We start from the raw sequence: 16393 nt of genomic DNA, 5'->3' as shown, positions 1-16393 counted from the left end.
TTTCAGTCAAGTCAGCCGTTATTATCATCATGCTTTCAACGATACTCACAATGGTCATCTCTAATCATACAAGTTCTGTTCTGCAATTAAGAATGAGATCGGTAAATCGCTGACTGAAATCTCCTTTCAGATGGCGGAAAAACTCGACCACTATATGTGGTCACGTGCCGGCGAAATTAACGTAGTAGGGACGCTCGATGTCATTAACAATCCGAGTGATCCTGTTGCCATTCAACGTGTTCTAGAAAGTTTGCAGACTCACATTCCCTCTTTCACCTGGGTAGGATTTACAGACTCTAAAGGGAATGTTATTGCCTCGACTGGCGGCATCTTAAAAGGAAAAAATGTAGCACAACGTCCGGTATTTCAAAATGGGATTAAAGGAACCTTCATTGGTGACGTTCATGAAGCCGTTCTTTTGGCAAAGTTGCTTCCCAATCCAAGCGGTGATCCGCTTGAATTCGTCGATATCAGTATCCCAGTAACCGATGATTCTGGAGCTACGGTTGGTGTGCTTGCGACACATTTGAGTTGGGAATGGTCCAAGGAAGTAAGTGCATCGATCCTTCAGCCATTAATGGACCGAAACAGCTATTACGATATCTTCATTGTGAGCAAGAATGATAATACAATCCTTCTTGGTCCAGAACAAATGGTGGGTACACGATTGGACATCCCTGGGCTATCTGCCGCCCAAGAAGGAAAAAATAGTTACGCCACTGTCAAATGGCCGGCGGTCATAACTATTTGACCGCATTCGCTTATGGCGATGGTTATTTGGATTATCCAGGGCTTGGTTGGACCGTGATCGTTCGTGAGCCGGTCGATAACGCATTCGCACCGGTTTCAACTCTCAAAGAACGGCTATTGTTAATCTGTGCTGCTGCATCTATTATTTCACCTTGATCAACTGGTTTGTTAGGGCTTTATCGCCGTTCCGCTGAAACGAATTACACGTGCTGCAGATCAATTACGAAATGGCGAGAGTGTGTCGATTCCACAGCATCGAGGGATCAAGGATATAGAGATCATGTCAAAATCTCTGCAGAGTCTTGTTAGCGAACTTACCCGCACGGAACGTGCACTTGATCAGATGGAAACAATAGCTAACCATGACCACCTAACCGGCCTACCTAACAGAAACGCACTGGATTCGTATCTAGAAGACACAATCTCTCAAACAAAGGAGTCCGAAAGTGCGTTGGCTTTCCTGTACCTCGATCTGGATGGATTTAAACGTGTAAACGACACGTACGGTCATCAAACAGGCGATGAATTACTAAAAAACGTAGCACATCGACTAGTCTCCTGTTTGAGAGAAGGTGAGATGGCTGTACGTCTTGGAGGAGATGAATTCCTTGCCATCCTCCAATTCTCTCCGGAGACCGTTTTAGATGGAACAACGACAGTGGCTAATCGAATGATTAAATTGTTAAATGATCCATTCATTTTTAATGGCCGTGTCATCCATATTGGATGCAGTATCGGTGCGGCTTTCTGGCCACAGACGGCACAAGACCCGGCACAATTATTAGCTGCAGCCGATGATGCTCTCTATGCATCAAAAATTTCCGGGAAAAACCGACTTACCTTCTACGATGCCATCAGATTAAAAACATCTTGATCTCATTTAAAAAACTGCGCTGGTTCCCTGAAGGGTGTAACCAGCGCCGCAGGAGCCAGCAATTAAAATTTCAAAACGATGTTGCCTTTTTTCCCAGGCGCACTAACAGCTTTTAATCTTCCTATTTAGAAATGGATATTTGTTTTTTAAAGAACTCCTTATATGTCATTGGTTTTCGGCCAATTAGACGTTCAAGATCCCCGGACGTTTCCGAGAATTCTCCAGTGTTGACTGCTCGCACCCAACCTAATAAGAAATCATTTGTAAAAGCAGGCATGCCCATGGCTTCAAGATAATCATTTTCGCTAAGGGTCTCATAAGCGATATTTTTCTCACTTATCTCCGTGAGGGCTTCAGCGATGTCTGCAAAAGAGCTTCCCTCACTGCCACTTAGATTGTATGTATGATTTTCGTGCCCGTTTTGGGTGAGAATAGCCACGTTGACTGCCGCCAAATCATCCAGAGATGCAGCGGCTACTTTACCGGAACCCTCCGGTACTCGCACGCCGCCAACTTTAAGCGCATCTCCATAAAACGAATGCAAGGTTTCAAGGTACGGTGGATTCCGCAGAATGGTATAGTCTAATCCGGATGCTCTAAGCGTTTGTTCAGCAAATAAGTCTGACATCGTTACTTCGGGCAAAATAAGATTTGAATTTTCTTTTCGTATGATCGACGTGTAGATCACTTGTTTAACCCCAGCCTGCTTTGCAGCCGCGATGACGTTGAAATGTTGTGTATTGCGGTCGGTAAATGCTACCGCGGAAATGAGCATCACTTTTTCAACACCATTAAAGGCTCGCAAAAGGGAGTTATAATCAAAATAGTCGCCCTGGTGAGCTTCTACACCTTCCTTAACAAATCTTTCTATCTTTTCAGATTCCGGATCACGTACCAATACAGCGATCTGATTTGACGGAACTTTTTGAAGAAGAAGATCTAGTGTCCTGATGCCGAGATTACCTGTTGCTCCAGTGATAAGTATTTTACCCATTTTAATTTCTCCTTTGAAATTTTATGTGTAATTCGCTTTAATGTAACTGGAACCGTTTCGGTTACATAGTGATCTAAAAAAAGGCTTTAATCTTACTGTGCCTTTTTTAATAAATCATTTACAATATCTTGTATAGTGAAGCTAGCGAGAACATCTTCCATAGAAATTTCAACTTTTTTAAATATAATCGCAAGAACATTTTGAATATTAGCTCCAACAATGCACGACAGTTCTGTATCTTCATGAATCTGAAACAGGTGCCCCTCTTTCACAACATCAACCGCCCGATATACGTCAAGCAAGGTTATCTGCTCAATTGGCTTTAAAAGCGTTGTTCCCCCATAACCTAAATTCACATTAATAAAGCCTGCTTTTTTCAACATACCGGTTATTCGACGAATAACTACCGGATTTGTGTTTACACTGCTCGCAAACAGCTCAGAAGTACAAATCGTATTTTTACCTATCGACAACATGCTCAGTATATGAATCGCTACAGAGAATCTGGTGCTGATTTTGACTTCGCTCACCCCCTTCTTTATGTAACTATAATAGTTACACAGCTTATTATTGTCAACATTTGAAGATGAAGAACTTCTACGAATCCGTAAGAGCCCATACGCATCACCCATAGCAAAAAGACCGCCGGGAGCTGCGCCTGCTCCTTGGCGCTCTTCTCTTCTCGTCCTACTTTAGAAACTTAACGCCTTGCTCCTGCATTCGCTCATGCAGTCTAGGGATCGGCACCTGGGCGAGGTCCACGCCGTCATCGATGGCACATGCGGCCGCGATACCGGCGGCCTGACCGAGCGCGTAGCACGTGGCCTGAATGCGCATCGATGACATGGCGACGTGGGTGGCCGATATCGAACGCCCTGCGACCAGCAAGCCATTCACGCTAACGGGTAACATGCAGCGGTACGGGATATCGTAGCCGCTTACGTGGCGTTCGTCTGTTCCTTTGCGCCCGTCCGGGCTGTGTATATCGATCTCGTAGTTCGTCTGCGCCACGACGTCCTCGAAGCGCCGGCCGCCCGTCACATCGTTCTCCGTCAACGTATAGCGTCCTTCGATCTAGTTTGTCTCCCGGACGCCGACCTGACCGGGCACATGCGACAGCACATACGTCTCGAAGCCGTGGCGCTGCAAGTAGTTGGCCACGGAGAATACTTGGCGAAGGGATTCTTTTTCCGCGAAATTAATATCCTCGATCATGGCGCCGTTGCCTTTGACCCGGGTCATATTAACGAGGAGTGTGCCATTGCCGTTGCGCTCCCAATACAAATGGCGGCCTTGCGGGAGTTCATCGACCGTCTCGTAGTAGTAGCAGTCGTCGGGCAGATATGGCTTCACCGGCTTACCGGTGTTTTGCATCATGAACATGAGCGTCATGGGCTGAGTCAGCCCGTCTTCGCTCCGTCCGGTGCGAATGGGCACGCCGGCGTCCTGAGCCACACGGGCGTCGCCGGTGCAATCGAGCACGGTCCGGCCGAGGAACGCCTTCAGCCCCTGGCGCGTATTCGCGATCACCCCGGTTACCGTATCGCCTACCATCGCGGCAGCGACGAAGCTCGTATGATAGTAAACTTTGATGCCTTCCCGCTCAAGCTTTGTGTTGAGATAATGCCGCAGCTCGAACGGCGAATATTGCGGCCAGATGGAGCCCTCGTGCGATTGCGGCAGGTGATCCGGCAACACCTCCGACACCATTTCCCGGTATATCCCCGTCACATTCCCGACGCCCATGAATACGCTAACATTCCCCAAAGTCCCCATGCCGCCGAGCTGTCCCGAGTGCTCGAGGAGTACGACCTTTTTGCCGCAGCGAGCTCCGCTAATGGCCGCTGCCGTGCCCGCAGGCCCTCCTCCCACTACGACAATATCGGCCTCGTCGTATATTTCTACAGCACGTTGAAGCGGAACGGACGAATGTATACTCACCGCCATCTCCATCCTTTCAATCCTCGATTTGGCTTCATTATAGGAGAGGTACGGGTTTCATTATAGTTTCACTTTTGTTACATTAATGGAAAAAGCGCGTGGAGGAGAGCGGCATGCCTCGCAAAAAAGAAATCAGTCTGCAAACGATCGCAGAGCGTCTCAGCTTGTGTCCAAAGCACTGCGGGGACTGCCTGGCATGTCAGAGTCGACTCGCCGGGATATTTGGCAAGCCGCCCGGGAGCTCGGCTATCGGACAAAGGCGCAAGCCGCCGGTCTGTCCGCCGAGCAGATTCCGTGGGTCGGTGCGGGGAAGCCCCGCCGGTTCGCCACGGTGATGGCGGGTGAGGGGCCTTTTTACAGTCTGCAGGTCGAGGGGCTCGATCGGCGGCTGCATGAGCTCGGGCATCACCTTGTCTCGCTCGTTATCCCCGCAAGATTGGTTGGCGAACGAGATTCGCAGGAATGGCTTGAGCGGAGCGGGGTGCTTTATATGGACGGGCTGTTTCTGTCTCCGGCGCTGCCGTATTGGACTGAGGCGGCGCTGCTCCATCTTCCTCTGCCTAAGGTGATGATCAATTACCCGCCGGATGCCGTGGAGGTCGACAGTGTCATTTGGGATGTGCAGCACGCCGTCCATCTGGCGGTGAACCTGCTTGTCGCGTACGCGCATCGCCACATCCTGTTCATCGGCGATATCAAGGCGCAGCGAGGCTTCCGCTTGCGCTGGCAGTCGTTTCAGGCCGCGTGCAGTCGGCTCGGATTGCCGCTGCAGCCGAACGAGCATATTACGGATATCGCGGCGAATCGTACGGAAAGCCCGGGGATGCTTGGCGCGAGGCTAAGAGAGTCGGATTTTACGGCGATCGTCTGCGCGGTTAACGAGGACGTGACCTGGGCGATGGCGTCGCTTCAGGCGGCGGGGCTGTCCGTTCCGGGCGACGTGTCGGTGATCAGGATGGACAGTGAAGTCCATCCGCTCTATCCCGACATTGCGCGGCCTGTGCTGCTCCTAAAGGAGGCAGCGGAGCGAGCGGCGGAGCTGATGCTGCGCCGTATTGCGAATCCTCAGCTGCCGTTCGAGCATGTGCGGCTCGCTGGTTCTTTTCTGAAGGGTGCTTCCGTGGCAGCGGCGAACGGCATGACTTGAAAAGAAAGGCATACTCCTCGCGGCCAATGACGTCAAGGATGATGCGGCTATCCGGAGGACTGACAATGAGGAGCGCCATGTACCTGTTTACACGGGTCTGAACTTGACTTGGCTACCCGGGCCTCGAAACGCTAGTTGAACTGTCTAGTTGATATTCTTAGGTCATCTATATTGATAGCTGTGGCCGGCTGCCGCTGTGTCCTGGGAAGCTAAAGTCTCCCGTTAGGAGCTTAAGAGTCTCTACGTTTCATTTTCAATTCCCGTCCCTAATCAAATAATTATTAATTAGATTTGAATACGTTTGGAAATCCTCTTATTAGTCAAAAGGAAGGCCGCGAAACCGATGATGTTAAAAAGCAAGAAAATAAGCACCCATAAGACGCTCGCTTTCTTTGTCGTATGGAAAGCATAGACAATTGCCCAGATTGTGAATAAAGCCCAATAAAGAGTGGTTCCCAATACCAGAATTAAAATGGATATTACGTAATAACCGAATGCCGACGTGTAAATAAACCAGTTTCCCATACCGTTACCGCCGCGATAATACCCAGCCCATAGCCATCTTGGTGTATCAACATCTTCAGAGTATGAATAAATAGGTTTTGCGTTTTCCAAATAATTAAATAATTCAGTTCCCTCTAACGGTTTTCCATCAGAACCTTTCGTATAGTAAATTTCCATTTTGTCGACTCTCTTATTGCTTTGCATGATAGACTCAACTTCTTTTTTGACTTCTTCCGTGATGGATTCGTGGTCGTTTAGAACGCCAATTATCTTCTCATTCATGCGATGCGGAAAATCATGACTGCTCAAATAATCTCGTTGATACAGGAATTGAAACGAGAATATAGCGACTAAAAGTACCGCTATGGCTGTAAATAACAGCCCTTTTGCAAAGAGCTTTTGTTTGTGGTAAAGCTGAGAAATTTCATAACGCATTTCCTGTTCTCCACCAAAACGTTCGATTGCGAGCTGAATTGCTTCTTGTTCTGGTTTTCCTTCTTTTTTCAATTCATGAATTGCTTCCAGAAGGTGGCTCCTCATTTCAGCTTTTAATTCTTTTATTTCTCTTTTGTTTCCTACTGCGTTTTGATAAACAGAATCCACGAATGCTTCGACTTTCTTCATTTCTTATCTTCCCCTTCCAAAAATGAATCGATTATCCCTTTGATGAACCGCCATTCCGAAAGTTTTTGTTGGAAAGTTTCTTCGCCCGATGGCGTGGTTTTATAATATTTCCTTCTTCCACCAGGTCCTTGCTCGTCACTCCAGTAGGAATATATCCACTCGTTTTTTTCCAACCGCTTCAGTGACAAGTAAAGCGTGCCTTCTTTCAATTCGAATTGTTCTTTGCTATTTTCTCTAACTAATTTGGCAAGTTCGTAACCGTACATTTCCTTGTTGCACAACAAGGAAAGTATTATCGTGTCTATATGACCTTTTAATACCTCTTTATTTACTTCCACATGTACACCTCCACGTCTCACAAACTTGGAAATAACTTGTATTATATTTATATAGCATAATACTCTATATAGCAAGGTATTGTAACAAAAAGTTCTTAGCACCAATGATTTAACTATCCTGCCAGTTAACTTAACAGCCCGCCGGATCTACTGGCAGGCTGCATAATTGAAGTGTCTTTTTCCATTTGTTTAACGAAGGCTGTCGCGGTTTTTGCTGCAATTTGTGGTTTTTAATTTTACCTTTTTTAAATCACTCGGGATACTAAGAATGCCGCCGGCAGCCCGATACGGGCGCCAGCGGCATTTTTTACGGCGACCTTATGGACGCCCCTTCACCTTCAAGAGCTCGATTATACGTACGGCGACGGTCGCCGCTTCGGCGCGGGTCACGGTTCCGCCCGGCTCGAAGCGGCCGCCGGCGCGGCCTTTCATGAGGCCCGCCGCCTGAACCGCGCGCACGGCGCTCGACGCCCAGGACGGGATGCGCGCGGCGTCGGTGAAGGCGGACGCGGCGTCAGGATCCGAGGCGGGATCGCTGCCCAGCGCGGCTGCGAGCATGACCGCGAGCTGCGCGCGGGTCAGCCCGGTGTTCGGGCGGAGCGTGCGATCGTCGTAGCCGTGCAGGATGCCGGCTTTGACCGCCTGCGCGACGGCCTCCGCCGCCCAGTCGCCAAGCTGGTCGCGGTCGGCGAAGTCCGGCACGGCGCCGGCCTGCCCTTCGGGCTGCAGCGCGTTCATCAGCATGACGCTGAACTCCGCGCGAGTGACGCTTTGATTCGGCTTGAAGGTGCCGTTCTCATAGCCCTTCACGATACCTGCCTTCACAGCGGTCTGAATGTCGGCGCTCGCCCAGTGCCCCTGCGTATCGGCGAATATCGAGACCGGCGATGCGTTCACCGCGAATACGGCGAACTTGGTGAGATGGTCGGATGTGACCTCGACGGAGGTGCCGCTTGCAGTACCGCCCATCTCGATCCATTGCTTTTTCGACTCGTCGTAATAATGGATGGAAGGCTTCCGGCCATCGCCGACCTTGGCCGGATCGAACGTCAAGCGAATCGTAATCGGCACCGCGAACTTGCCCGACTCGCTTTTGTCGATCTCGTAGATCGCGCTGGCAGCTGGATCGCTATCCTTCAGCAGCTGCGCGATGAAGGCCGCGTCTTCCAGCTTGACGATCTTGTAGGTCACAGGCCGGTTCAACGCGCCAGCCGGTACGGATACGGTAACTTCCTGGCCAAGCGACAGCGAGACGGCCTCGCCTGGCTGCACCTGCTTTTCCGCTTGCTTGGCCGGCGATGGCGTCGGCGAAGGCACATAAGTTGGTGTCGGTGTCGGTGTCGGTGTCGGTGTCGGTGTCGGCGTTGGCGACGGCGAAGTCGATGGCTCAGGCTCGTCTTTCGCCTGCACGCTCGCCATGACGAAACCGTTGTCCGACTTGAAGGCGATCTCCTCGCCGTTCCAGCGGACCTTGGTCGCGCCCGGCGCATACACGACGGCCGTCAGGCTGTCGAACGCGCCGTCATCGCCGGCAGCAAGATCCAGCACGCCGCCTGCGAAGCTCGCCTCCGGCCGCACCTGCGCCGCGGTCCCTTCCTTCCCGTCCACAAAGTAATATTGCAGCGCGCCTGCCGTCTCGGCATTCGCATTATAATAGAAGACTTGCTCGCGTCCGTCCTTCAGCTTCACTTGGATCCGCCCGTCCTCCGTCCTGCCAACGGAGGCGATCGCGCTCTCGCCGGCGTACGGCTCCAGCACGCTGACGAATTGCGCGCTCTTCGCCTGGACGCGGTTCACCAGCGTTGGCGTGTAGACGTCGGTCGCATTGCCCGGTCCCGGCGCTTCGCCCACGATGATCTGCGTCGGCGCGGACGGCGTGCCGGTCAGGCTGAACAGCTTCAGCCCGTTGCCGGACGGCAGCTTCCAAGCGCCCTCCCACTGACCTGCCACCGTCTGCGATTTGCCGTTTCGGAAAAAGGAGTATGCATCCTTCGTGCCGAGCGGACCCGCATACGGCGCCATCGCCTGGTCCGCCTGGAAGTCGCCCATGCCGTGCAGCACCCAATCGTACTGGCGCTCCGTGCCTGAGGCGACGCTGAACAGATCGATCAGGTAGTCCTTCGTCACCGCGACGGTGCGCTCGTACCGATCCATACCCGCGTAGGCTTTGCTTGATGTATTGGTCATGATGCCGAGCGGCCCCGACTGCAGGAACAGCTTCGTCGGCTCGTACGTCTCCGCGCCGTTTACGGTCGGAATCTGCTGCGTATCCCCGTCGACCAGCACCGTATTGTGCGCGAACGACTTTTTATAGTAGGACTCGTACATCGAATTGCTGTAAGGCGGAATGCCGAGATCCGGCGCGAGACGCTCGCCTTGGCCGAAAATCTCGAGGTGCAGCTTGTCCGGGTGCCCGTGGTAGCCGCCGTGCAAGCCGTAATCGACGAGCGCGTACAGCTGATTTTCGCCTTCCCCGGCGCGCAGCACCGAATGGCCGAGTCCGGTGAAGTTCATGCTCTCCGCTGACAGCGATCCGCCGCTTGGGATAACCTCCGCGCCATAGAAAACCGCCTGCTCGCCGGCAATGCCGGAAGACGTATTGCCTGGCACGACGAATCCGCCGCGCACGCGTCCTTTGTCCACATACAGCTTGTTCAGCAGCGCGCCGTAGGCCGGATCGCCATAGTGCGCGTAGACGGCCTCGTAGTCCATCGGCACGACCCGTCCCGGCGCCGCCAGGCTCGTCGGGTACTTGCCGGAATCGTTGCCGTTGATAATGCCCAGGTCCGGAAACGCGTACTGCAGCGTCGCGTCGTACATTTTCTTGAAGTTCGGGTTGGCGAATAAATCGTAGCCCATGCCGAGCAATGCCTGCGCATGGTCGAACAACGCGGACTGCGCGTAGAAATGGTACCCGATCGCTCCCTCGTACCAAAATCCGTCGGACAGCACGCTGTTGTTCATCTGGAAGTTAAAGCCGCTGCGGCCATCTACCGAGAAGTCCATCAGCGTCTTGTCCTCCAGAATCGCCCCGATCGTGCCGATGGCCGCGTTGTGCCACGTCTGCCAGTTGGACTTGCCGACATCGTAGCCCTGCAGCGTCTTCGCCGAAGGCGCAAACAGGTTTTGTTCGATGTCGTACTTCTCGGCGGCGGTCAGCAGGCCGCTCGGCTCGATCAGATCGTAGGCATGCGCCAGCTCGATGATCTGGACGGCTTCGTCGAGCGATTGATAGTAGATTCTGCCGTTCAGCGGCTGCAGCGGGTAGCTCGGATACAGCGCCGCATAATGCGTCAGTATCTCCTTGGCCTTCGCCGCATACTTCGTCTCGCCGGTCAACGCGTAGACAAGCGCGAGATTGCGCGCGGCTTCGATGTTCACCGTGTGGGCGGTGAACCGCCAGGCGGCGTCCAGGTCGTCGCCCGTAAGCCAGGTGCCGTCTGTCGGACACCTGTGCTCGTGCGGCTTGTCGTAATCGAAGACGAGCGGCGTGTCCCCGCACACGTACAGCGTGCTCTCTCCGCCGGGCTTGGACGGGTAATATACGGATTTATTCACCCATTCGTCCGCTTTGATCCGGATCGCGGCCAGGTAATCCGCCGCCCAGCCATACTCCTGAATCTTGGCCTTCGCCTCGGCGAGCTGATCTCCGGAGAGCATCACGTATGGATGCTGCTTCGTCGCCGTTCTCGGCGCGCCGACCTTTAGATTCAGTTCGATCGTCGTATCCTTGCCGCCCGCGAGCGGATGGACGTTCAGGACCGCCTTCGTCGCGCTGCCCGCTTGCGCGGCGGCCGGCACGGTCGCCAACAAGTCGACGTCTGTCTCGGCGCCGTTTGCCACGACCGCGGTCGTCGCCGGGAACGTCGTCCCATAACCCGCGCCCATCGGCGTTTTCAGCGACAGCGCATAAGCCGTATCGGCGCCGCCGATGTTTTTCAACGAAAAGGCGTAGTGAACCTCGCTGCCCGGTAGCGCGCTCTTGTCGATCTGCCGGATCGACGGCTCAACCGCGTTTTTGGCGAGCGCCATCGCGTCGAAGTACAGCTTGTCGTCCGGACTCGATACCGGATCCGAATCGTACCACCGCGGATGGAAGATGACTTTGCGGATATTCTCGAGCTTCGCACCGCCGTTGGAATTCAGGAATTTGTTAAACGGCAGCTCGATCTTCTTCCAGCCCTGCCAATCGACGAAAAAGGAGCTCATGAAATATTCGTTGCCCGGATTGGCGTCGTCCGGCGTGCTGACGATGACGTATATTTTTTTGTTGGACAAGCGGTCCGAATACAGCCAGAATTCGAGCTGGTCGTTCGCTTGCCAGGGCGCATTCGTAATGTCCGTGACGTCGATCGGCGTTGTCGGATCGAGCCAGCGGCCGGAGAAGCCGCCCATGACGGCAGGCTCGGCCGCAGGGACGGTGTTCGTCCAGCCGGCGAAAGTTTCCGTATTGCCGATTTGCAGGCTCGAGCTGCTGGACAGATCGATGTCGTACGCATAGCGCGTCTCCTCGCTGACCTTGCCTTCGAACTCCGCCTTGGCGGTAATCGTCTGCGAACGATCGACGGGCAGCGGCGCCGTATAAGGCTTGAAGTCCGCATCCGTGCCCTCGATCTTGTAATAAATTGCCGCGCCTTCCGTCGCCGAACGCAAGGCAACCGTTTTCGGTTCGGCGTACGTGCCGGCGGACGGGCTGGCCGTCACGTTTTCCACGAAGTCGCGGTAGACGAACGTATAGTTATAGGTCGTCTCCGCGCTGTCCGTCCCGGCGAGAGACGATTTAACCACAAGCGTCGTATTCTCGGTCAGCACGAGCGGCGCTGAATAGCGCTGAAAATCGTCGTCGACGCCGACCCGCTTGTAGTAAACGCCCGCAAGCGTCGAGGGCTTCGTCGCGCTCGAGAGTGTCACCGTCGTCTTGTTGACGTATTCGCCTGAAGGCTTGTCCGCGACAGCCGGATATACTTCGCCGGTCCCCGTCAGGCGGAAGTCGTCGAGATACATGCTTAAGCTCGGATCGAGCGTCGTGCCGCCGACGCCGGCCTGGTCTAGACGAACGTAGTCGAGCGGCCCCCACGCCTTGACATTGGCCGAGCTCTTCTGCGTCTTGACGACGTCAAGCGGAATCTCGACTTCCTTCCATCCCGTCCAATCGAGCGGCAGCCGGTAATAATAATATTCGCTGTCTCCCTTCATGAAAAACCGGAGCTGGATCGGCTTGTCCGCCTGATCGCCCGTCCGGGCCTTCACGTTGTACGCCCAGAACTTGAACGTGCCGTAGCCGTTCAGATCGACGCTTGGCGCGGCCTTCGGATAAATCAGTGCCGCGCCTGCGATGTACGCGGTCGGATTCGCGGCATCTACGTTGATTGCAAGCAGCCACTTTTTTGAGCCCGTGCCTTCCTTGATGTAGGTCGGATCGGCATTCGGGACGAGGGCGACGCCAGCGGTGCCGACCGTGTCGCCCGCTACGTTCGTCGTGGAATCCATGGCGTTCAGCTGCTGCGAATAAGGAACGATCAAGGGCGAGTCGTCCCCGCCGGCCGCATCCGCCTCGTTCGGCGGCAGCGCGGCGAGCGCGCTTGAGACGAGCAGGAGCGCGGCCATCGCGGCCGCCAGCTTCTTTTTCAACTTGAGAAGTGTCATACAGAACCTTCCTTTCGCGCCTTCGGGTATGGCAAAGCCCCGCCGATTCGACCAACGGGGCTTGCGATGTTTCCTTTTGCTGCTTGCTTACTTCACGGCCGCCTTCGCGCGCTCGTCCGCTTTTTTGTATATCTCTAAAATCTCTTCGTAGCCGAGCTTCTTCTGCTCTTCGACGAACTTGTCCCACGTATCGAAGCTGCGCGTGCCCATGATGAACTTCGCGAAGTTCTCGTCGCGGTGGCTGTTGAGCGAATCGCCCTTCGTGCTCAGCACCTGCTGCTCCTCCGGCGTGAACGGCGGCGTCGACGTCTTGGCGTTGTCGTACTGCGGCGCCTGCTCGTAGGCGGACTTCAGTTCCGGCGAGGAGACCGAGATGTGGGCGTTAAAGTCGAACCAGGTGTACGTGCCGTCGGTCGACAGACCCGTCTTCTTGCGCAGGTCCGAGATGTCCGTGTACTTCTCGATGAAGCTGTCGCCGCTGACGGTGTCGCCTTCCTTGCCCCAGCTCACCAGCTTGTGCCCTTCCTCGGAGTAGAAGAAATCGATGAACTTGACGATGTCCTTGATCTTCTTGGATTTGGAGGAGATCATGAAGCCTTCTTCCGTGACAGCCGTAAACGCGTTCTTCTGCAGACCGGTCGGACCCGCCGGCGGCGCCATGAAGTTCATGGAGAAGTCCGGATTGTCCTTGCGCAGCGCGCTGTTGTAGAAGTCGATCCGCCCGATGTAGTCAAGCGTGACGAACGCGCGGTTCGTGGACACGATGTCCTGCCACATTTTCGTATCGATCGTCAGGAAGTCCTTCGGAATAAGTCCGTCTTTATAGAACTTGTTGAAATAGACGAGCATGTCCTTGTACGCAGGCTGAATCGGCGCGTACTTCCATTCGCCGCTCGTCCCGTCCAGATAAGCGCTCACCCGCTGCGCGTCGACCGGCGCCGATACGCCGAAGCCCGCCGCGAAGTCCTCGAAGTAACGCAGTCCGTTGCGCACCGTAAGCGGGTAGCTGTCCGGATATTCCGCCTTGAGCTTTTTGAGCGTCTCGTACAGCTCGTCCCACGTCTTCGGCGTCGACAGGTTCAGCTTCTTGAAGACGTCCTCGCGGTACATCCATGTCCGGCGATTCGACTCCCCGAGCCCCTGGTTCGGGAATTCGTACATCTTGCCGTCCGAGGACAGCATGTTCTGCGTCTCGGCCGGGTACTTCTCCATCCAGGCTTTGAAGTTCGGCATGTCGTCGACGTAGTCGAGAATGTTGACGAGCGCGCCCTGCTGGCCGAACTTGTCGGCGAGGCGCTTCTCCTGCGTCCACATGATATCGGGCATGTCGCCGCCGGCGATGGCCAGGCTGATCGCGTCCTCGAGCAGATTGCCCGCGGGCAGCTGGATGTCGAGCGTGACGCCGGTCTTCTCCTTGATATAGGACCAGATCTTCCAGTTCGCGTCGTACGGCCAGCTCGGATTGCTGTAATCCAGGAACGTGAACGTTTGCGGCGTAATCGTCGTCGGCGCGGCGGACGCGCTGGCCCCTGCGCTTGCGGAAGTCGTGGCCGAGGCGGACGGCGACGGACTCGCCCCTTCGTTGTTGTTTTTCGAGCATGCACCGAGCACGACGCTCGCGCCCATGACCGCGGACAATACGACTGCTGTCTTTTTGTTCATTGTTGCCCCTCACTTTCTGTTTTCCGATCGAATTTTCCCATGTCTGTATGTTAACCTTTGACCGACCCGATGAGCGCCCCCTTGGCAAAATACTTCTGGAGGAACGGGTAGATCAAGAGGATGGGAACCGTGGTCACGATAATGGTGGCGTACTTGAGCGCTTCGTCGACGATCATGCTGTCGCCGCCGATGTTGCCCGCGCCATTGGCGCCGCCCGAGCCTTGCAGCACCATATTGCGAACGATGACCTGCAGCGGGAACAAGTCGGCATCCCGCAGATAGAGCAGCGCGGAGAAAAAGTTGTTCCAGATGGCGACGCCGTAGAACAGGCCGATCGTCGCGAGAATCGCTTTGGACAGCGGAAGCACGAGCCGGAAAAAGATGCCGATGTCGGTCAACCCGTCGATCTTGCCGGACTCCTCCACCTCCTGGGGCATGCCGGAGAAAAACGTGCGCATGACGATCAGGTTCCACGTGCTGACTGCGCCCGGCAGTACCATCGCCCAGATCGTATCGATGAGATGATAGCTTTTGACGACGAGAAAGGTCGGGATCATGCCGCCGCTGAAAAAGAGCGTAATGACGACCATGACCATAAAACCGTTGCGGAACAGCATATCACGCTTGGAGAGCGAGTAAGCTCCCGCCGCGCTGACGATGAGCGAGATGGCCGTGCCGATCGCCGTATAGATAATCGTATTGACGTAGGCGCGTCCGATCTCCGGATTGTCGAAGACGGCCGCGTACGTGTTCAGGTTGAATTCCTTGGGCCAGAAGAACACTTCGCCCTTCAGCACGGGCACGGTGCCGCTGAGCGAGACCGCGATCATATAAATGAACGGATACAGCGCAGACGCGGCGACGGCGAACAGCACGACATACAAAATGACATCGAATAGACCGAATTTAGGCTTCATGACGCGTTCGCTCCTTTCCTCACCATAGGCTCGTCTCGCTCGTCTTGCGGCTGATCCAGTTCGCCGTGAGGATGAAGAGCAGGTTAACGACGCTCGTGAACAGGTCGATCGCGGTACCGTAGCTGTAGTTCATCGCCTGGATGCCCGTCCGGAACACGTACGTGCTCAGCACGTCCGCGGTCGAATAGATCGACGGATTGAGCATGAGCAACACCTTTTCGAAGCCGATGTCGAGGACGTGACCGATGTTCAGGATAAACAGGATGACGATCGCCGGCATGATGCCGGGTACCGTAATATGGCGCAACTGATGCCAACGGCTCGCTCCGTCCACGGTCGCCGCTTCGTACAGCTGCGGATCGATGGCGCTGAGCGCGGCCAGATAAATAATCGTTTCCCAGCCGATATGCTGCCAGATCTCCGACAAGATGTAGAGCGTGCGGAAATAGTTCTCGTTTTGCATGAAGTTGACGGAACTGTAGCCCATCCATTCGATCAAGTGGTTGACGAGGCCGCTTGTCGGTGACAGGAAGAGGAACATCATGCTCACCACGACAACGTTCGAGATGAAGTGAGGCAGGTAGCTGATCGACTGCACGAGCCGCTTGACGACGCCCTTCCTCACTTCGTTAAGCAGCAGCGCCAGAATGATCGGGGCCGGGAAGCCGAAGACGACCTTGTAGACGCCGAGCAGGACGGTGTTTTTCAGCAGCTTGGGGAAGTCCGGACTGTGAAAAAACATCGAATAATACTTGAGTCCCACCCAGTCGCTCTGCCAGATCCCCTTGAACGGGTTGTAATCCTTGAACGAGATGAGGATGCCGAACATCGGCACGTACTTGAACAGAATGTAGTAGATCAGCGCCGGCAAAAAGAGCAGCAGCAGGTACTTGCTTCTATTGAATTTCAATCGGAATAACGCCACTTGCGACCCTCCAGTCTGAAGCGATGTGTCTATGCCGCCTAGCTTAATGAATGTTCCGAAGGCGGCGCAAT

At 54.5% G+C, this 16393-nt stretch carries 11 protein-coding genes and 1 pseudogene; 3 read left to right on the top strand and 9 right to left on the bottom strand.

What is annotated here, in order from left to right; all coding sequences use genetic code 11:
- The first annotated feature begins 130 nt into the window (after positions 1-130).
- Together KB449_RS06185 and KB449_RS06180 are read left to right on the top strand one after the other, a co-directional pair.
- A complete protein-coding gene (locus KB449_RS06185; protein ID WP_282907542.1) occupies positions 131-751 on the top strand; it encodes a PDC sensor domain-containing protein in 621 nt (206 codons plus the stop codon).
- A 279-nt stretch (positions 752-1030) separates the two neighbouring features.
- On the top strand, positions 1031-1624 hold the full coding sequence (locus KB449_RS06180) for a GGDEF domain-containing protein (RefSeq protein WP_282907541.1): 594 nt from the start codon (positions 1031-1033) through the stop codon (positions 1622-1624).
- Positions 1625-1745: 121 nt separating this feature from the next.
- Here KB449_RS06180 and KB449_RS06175 read toward each other — a convergent pair whose 3' ends face one another.
- From KB449_RS06175 to KB449_RS06165, 3 genes and pseudogenes are all read right to left on the bottom strand, one after another.
- Entirely contained in the window at positions 1746-2618 is an 873-nt protein-coding gene (locus tag KB449_RS06175) for an SDR family oxidoreductase (RefSeq protein ID WP_282907540.1), read from the bottom strand.
- Positions 2619-2710: 92 nt separating this feature from the next.
- Entirely contained in the window at positions 2711-3148 is a 438-nt protein-coding gene (locus KB449_RS06170) for an Rrf2 family transcriptional regulator (protein WP_282907539.1), read from the bottom strand.
- A 157-nt stretch (positions 3149-3305) separates the two neighbouring features.
- A pseudogene (locus tag KB449_RS06165) lies at positions 3306-4490 on the bottom strand (FAD-dependent oxidoreductase).
- Positions 4491-4755: 265 nt separating this feature from the next.
- On the opposite strand from KB449_RS06165, the gene KB449_RS06160 reads away from it, so the two are divergent.
- Positions 4756-5706 (top strand): LacI family DNA-binding transcriptional regulator, encoded by a 951-nt coding sequence (locus KB449_RS06160; protein WP_282907538.1) that lies wholly within the window; start codon positions 4756-4758, stop codon positions 5704-5706.
- Between the two features lie 285 nt (positions 5707-5991).
- Here the strand turns inward: KB449_RS06160 and KB449_RS06155 are convergent, their stop codons facing one another.
- The 6 genes from KB449_RS06155 to KB449_RS06130 all read right to left on the bottom strand — a co-directional run bounded on the left by KB449_RS06155 (position 5992) and on the right by KB449_RS06130 (position 16322).
- The gene (locus KB449_RS06155; protein ID WP_282907537.1) at positions 5992-6834 is read right to left on the bottom strand and encodes a permease prefix domain 1-containing protein; all 843 of its coding nucleotides are present in this window, start codon (positions 6832-6834) and stop codon (positions 5992-5994) included.
- A complete protein-coding gene (locus KB449_RS06150; protein WP_282907536.1) occupies positions 6831-7172 on the bottom strand; it encodes a PadR family transcriptional regulator in 342 nt (113 codons plus the stop codon). The genes KB449_RS06155 and KB449_RS06150 overlap by 4 nt, the downstream gene beginning before the upstream one ends.
- A gap of 318 nt (positions 7173-7490) precedes the next feature.
- On the bottom strand, positions 7491-12818 hold the full coding sequence (locus tag KB449_RS06145) for an S-layer homology domain-containing protein (RefSeq protein WP_282907535.1): 5328 nt from the start codon (positions 12816-12818) through the stop codon (positions 7491-7493).
- Between the two features lie 87 nt (positions 12819-12905).
- Positions 12906-14480, bottom strand: coding sequence for an extracellular solute-binding protein (locus KB449_RS06140; RefSeq protein WP_282907534.1), 1575 nt, complete (start codon positions 14478-14480; stop codon positions 12906-12908).
- A gap of 50 nt (positions 14481-14530) precedes the next feature.
- Complete coding sequence (locus tag KB449_RS06135; protein ID WP_282907533.1) at positions 14531-15397, bottom strand: carbohydrate ABC transporter permease; 867 nt, start codon at positions 15395-15397, stop codon at positions 14531-14533.
- A 19-nt stretch (positions 15398-15416) separates the two neighbouring features.
- Complete coding sequence (locus KB449_RS06130) at positions 15417-16322, bottom strand: ABC transporter permease (RefSeq protein ID WP_282907532.1); 906 nt, start codon at positions 16320-16322, stop codon at positions 15417-15419.
- Between the last annotated feature and the right edge of the window lie 71 nt (positions 16323-16393).

Origin of the sequence: Cohnella hashimotonis, from assembly GCF_030014955.1 — a bacterium.
Classification (GTDB): domain Bacteria; phylum Bacillota; class Bacilli; order Paenibacillales; family Paenibacillaceae; genus Cohnella; species Cohnella hashimotonis.
Note: the sequence above shows the minus strand (reverse complement) of the source record. Positions and strands in the feature narration are given on the sequence as shown.

Coding starts and splice junctions, on each gene's coding strand:
- KB449_RS06185 (WP_282907542.1), top strand. CDS start 131: ATGGCGGAAAAACTCGACCACTATATGTGGTCACGTGCCGGCGAAATT.
- KB449_RS06180 (WP_282907541.1), top strand. CDS start 1,031: ATGTCAAAATCTCTGCAGAGTCTTGTTAGCGAACTTACCCGCACGGAA.
- KB449_RS06175 (WP_282907540.1), bottom strand. CDS start 2,618: ATGGGTAAAATACTTATCACTGGAGCAACAGGTAATCTCGGCATCAGG.
- KB449_RS06160 (WP_282907538.1), top strand. CDS start 4,756: ATGTCAGAGTCGACTCGCCGGGATATTTGGCAAGCCGCCCGGGAGCTC.
- KB449_RS06155 (WP_282907537.1), bottom strand. CDS start 6,834: ATGAAGAAAGTCGAAGCATTCGTGGATTCTGTTTATCAAAACGCAGTA.
- KB449_RS06145 (WP_282907535.1), bottom strand. CDS start 12,818: ATGACACTTCTCAAGTTGAAAAAGAAGCTGGCGGCCGCGATGGCCGCG.
- KB449_RS06140 (WP_282907534.1), bottom strand. CDS start 14,480: ATGAACAAAAAGACAGCAGTCGTATTGTCCGCGGTCATGGGCGCGAGC.
- KB449_RS06135 (WP_282907533.1), bottom strand. CDS start 15,397: ATGAAGCCTAAATTCGGTCTATTCGATGTCATTTTGTATGTCGTGCTG.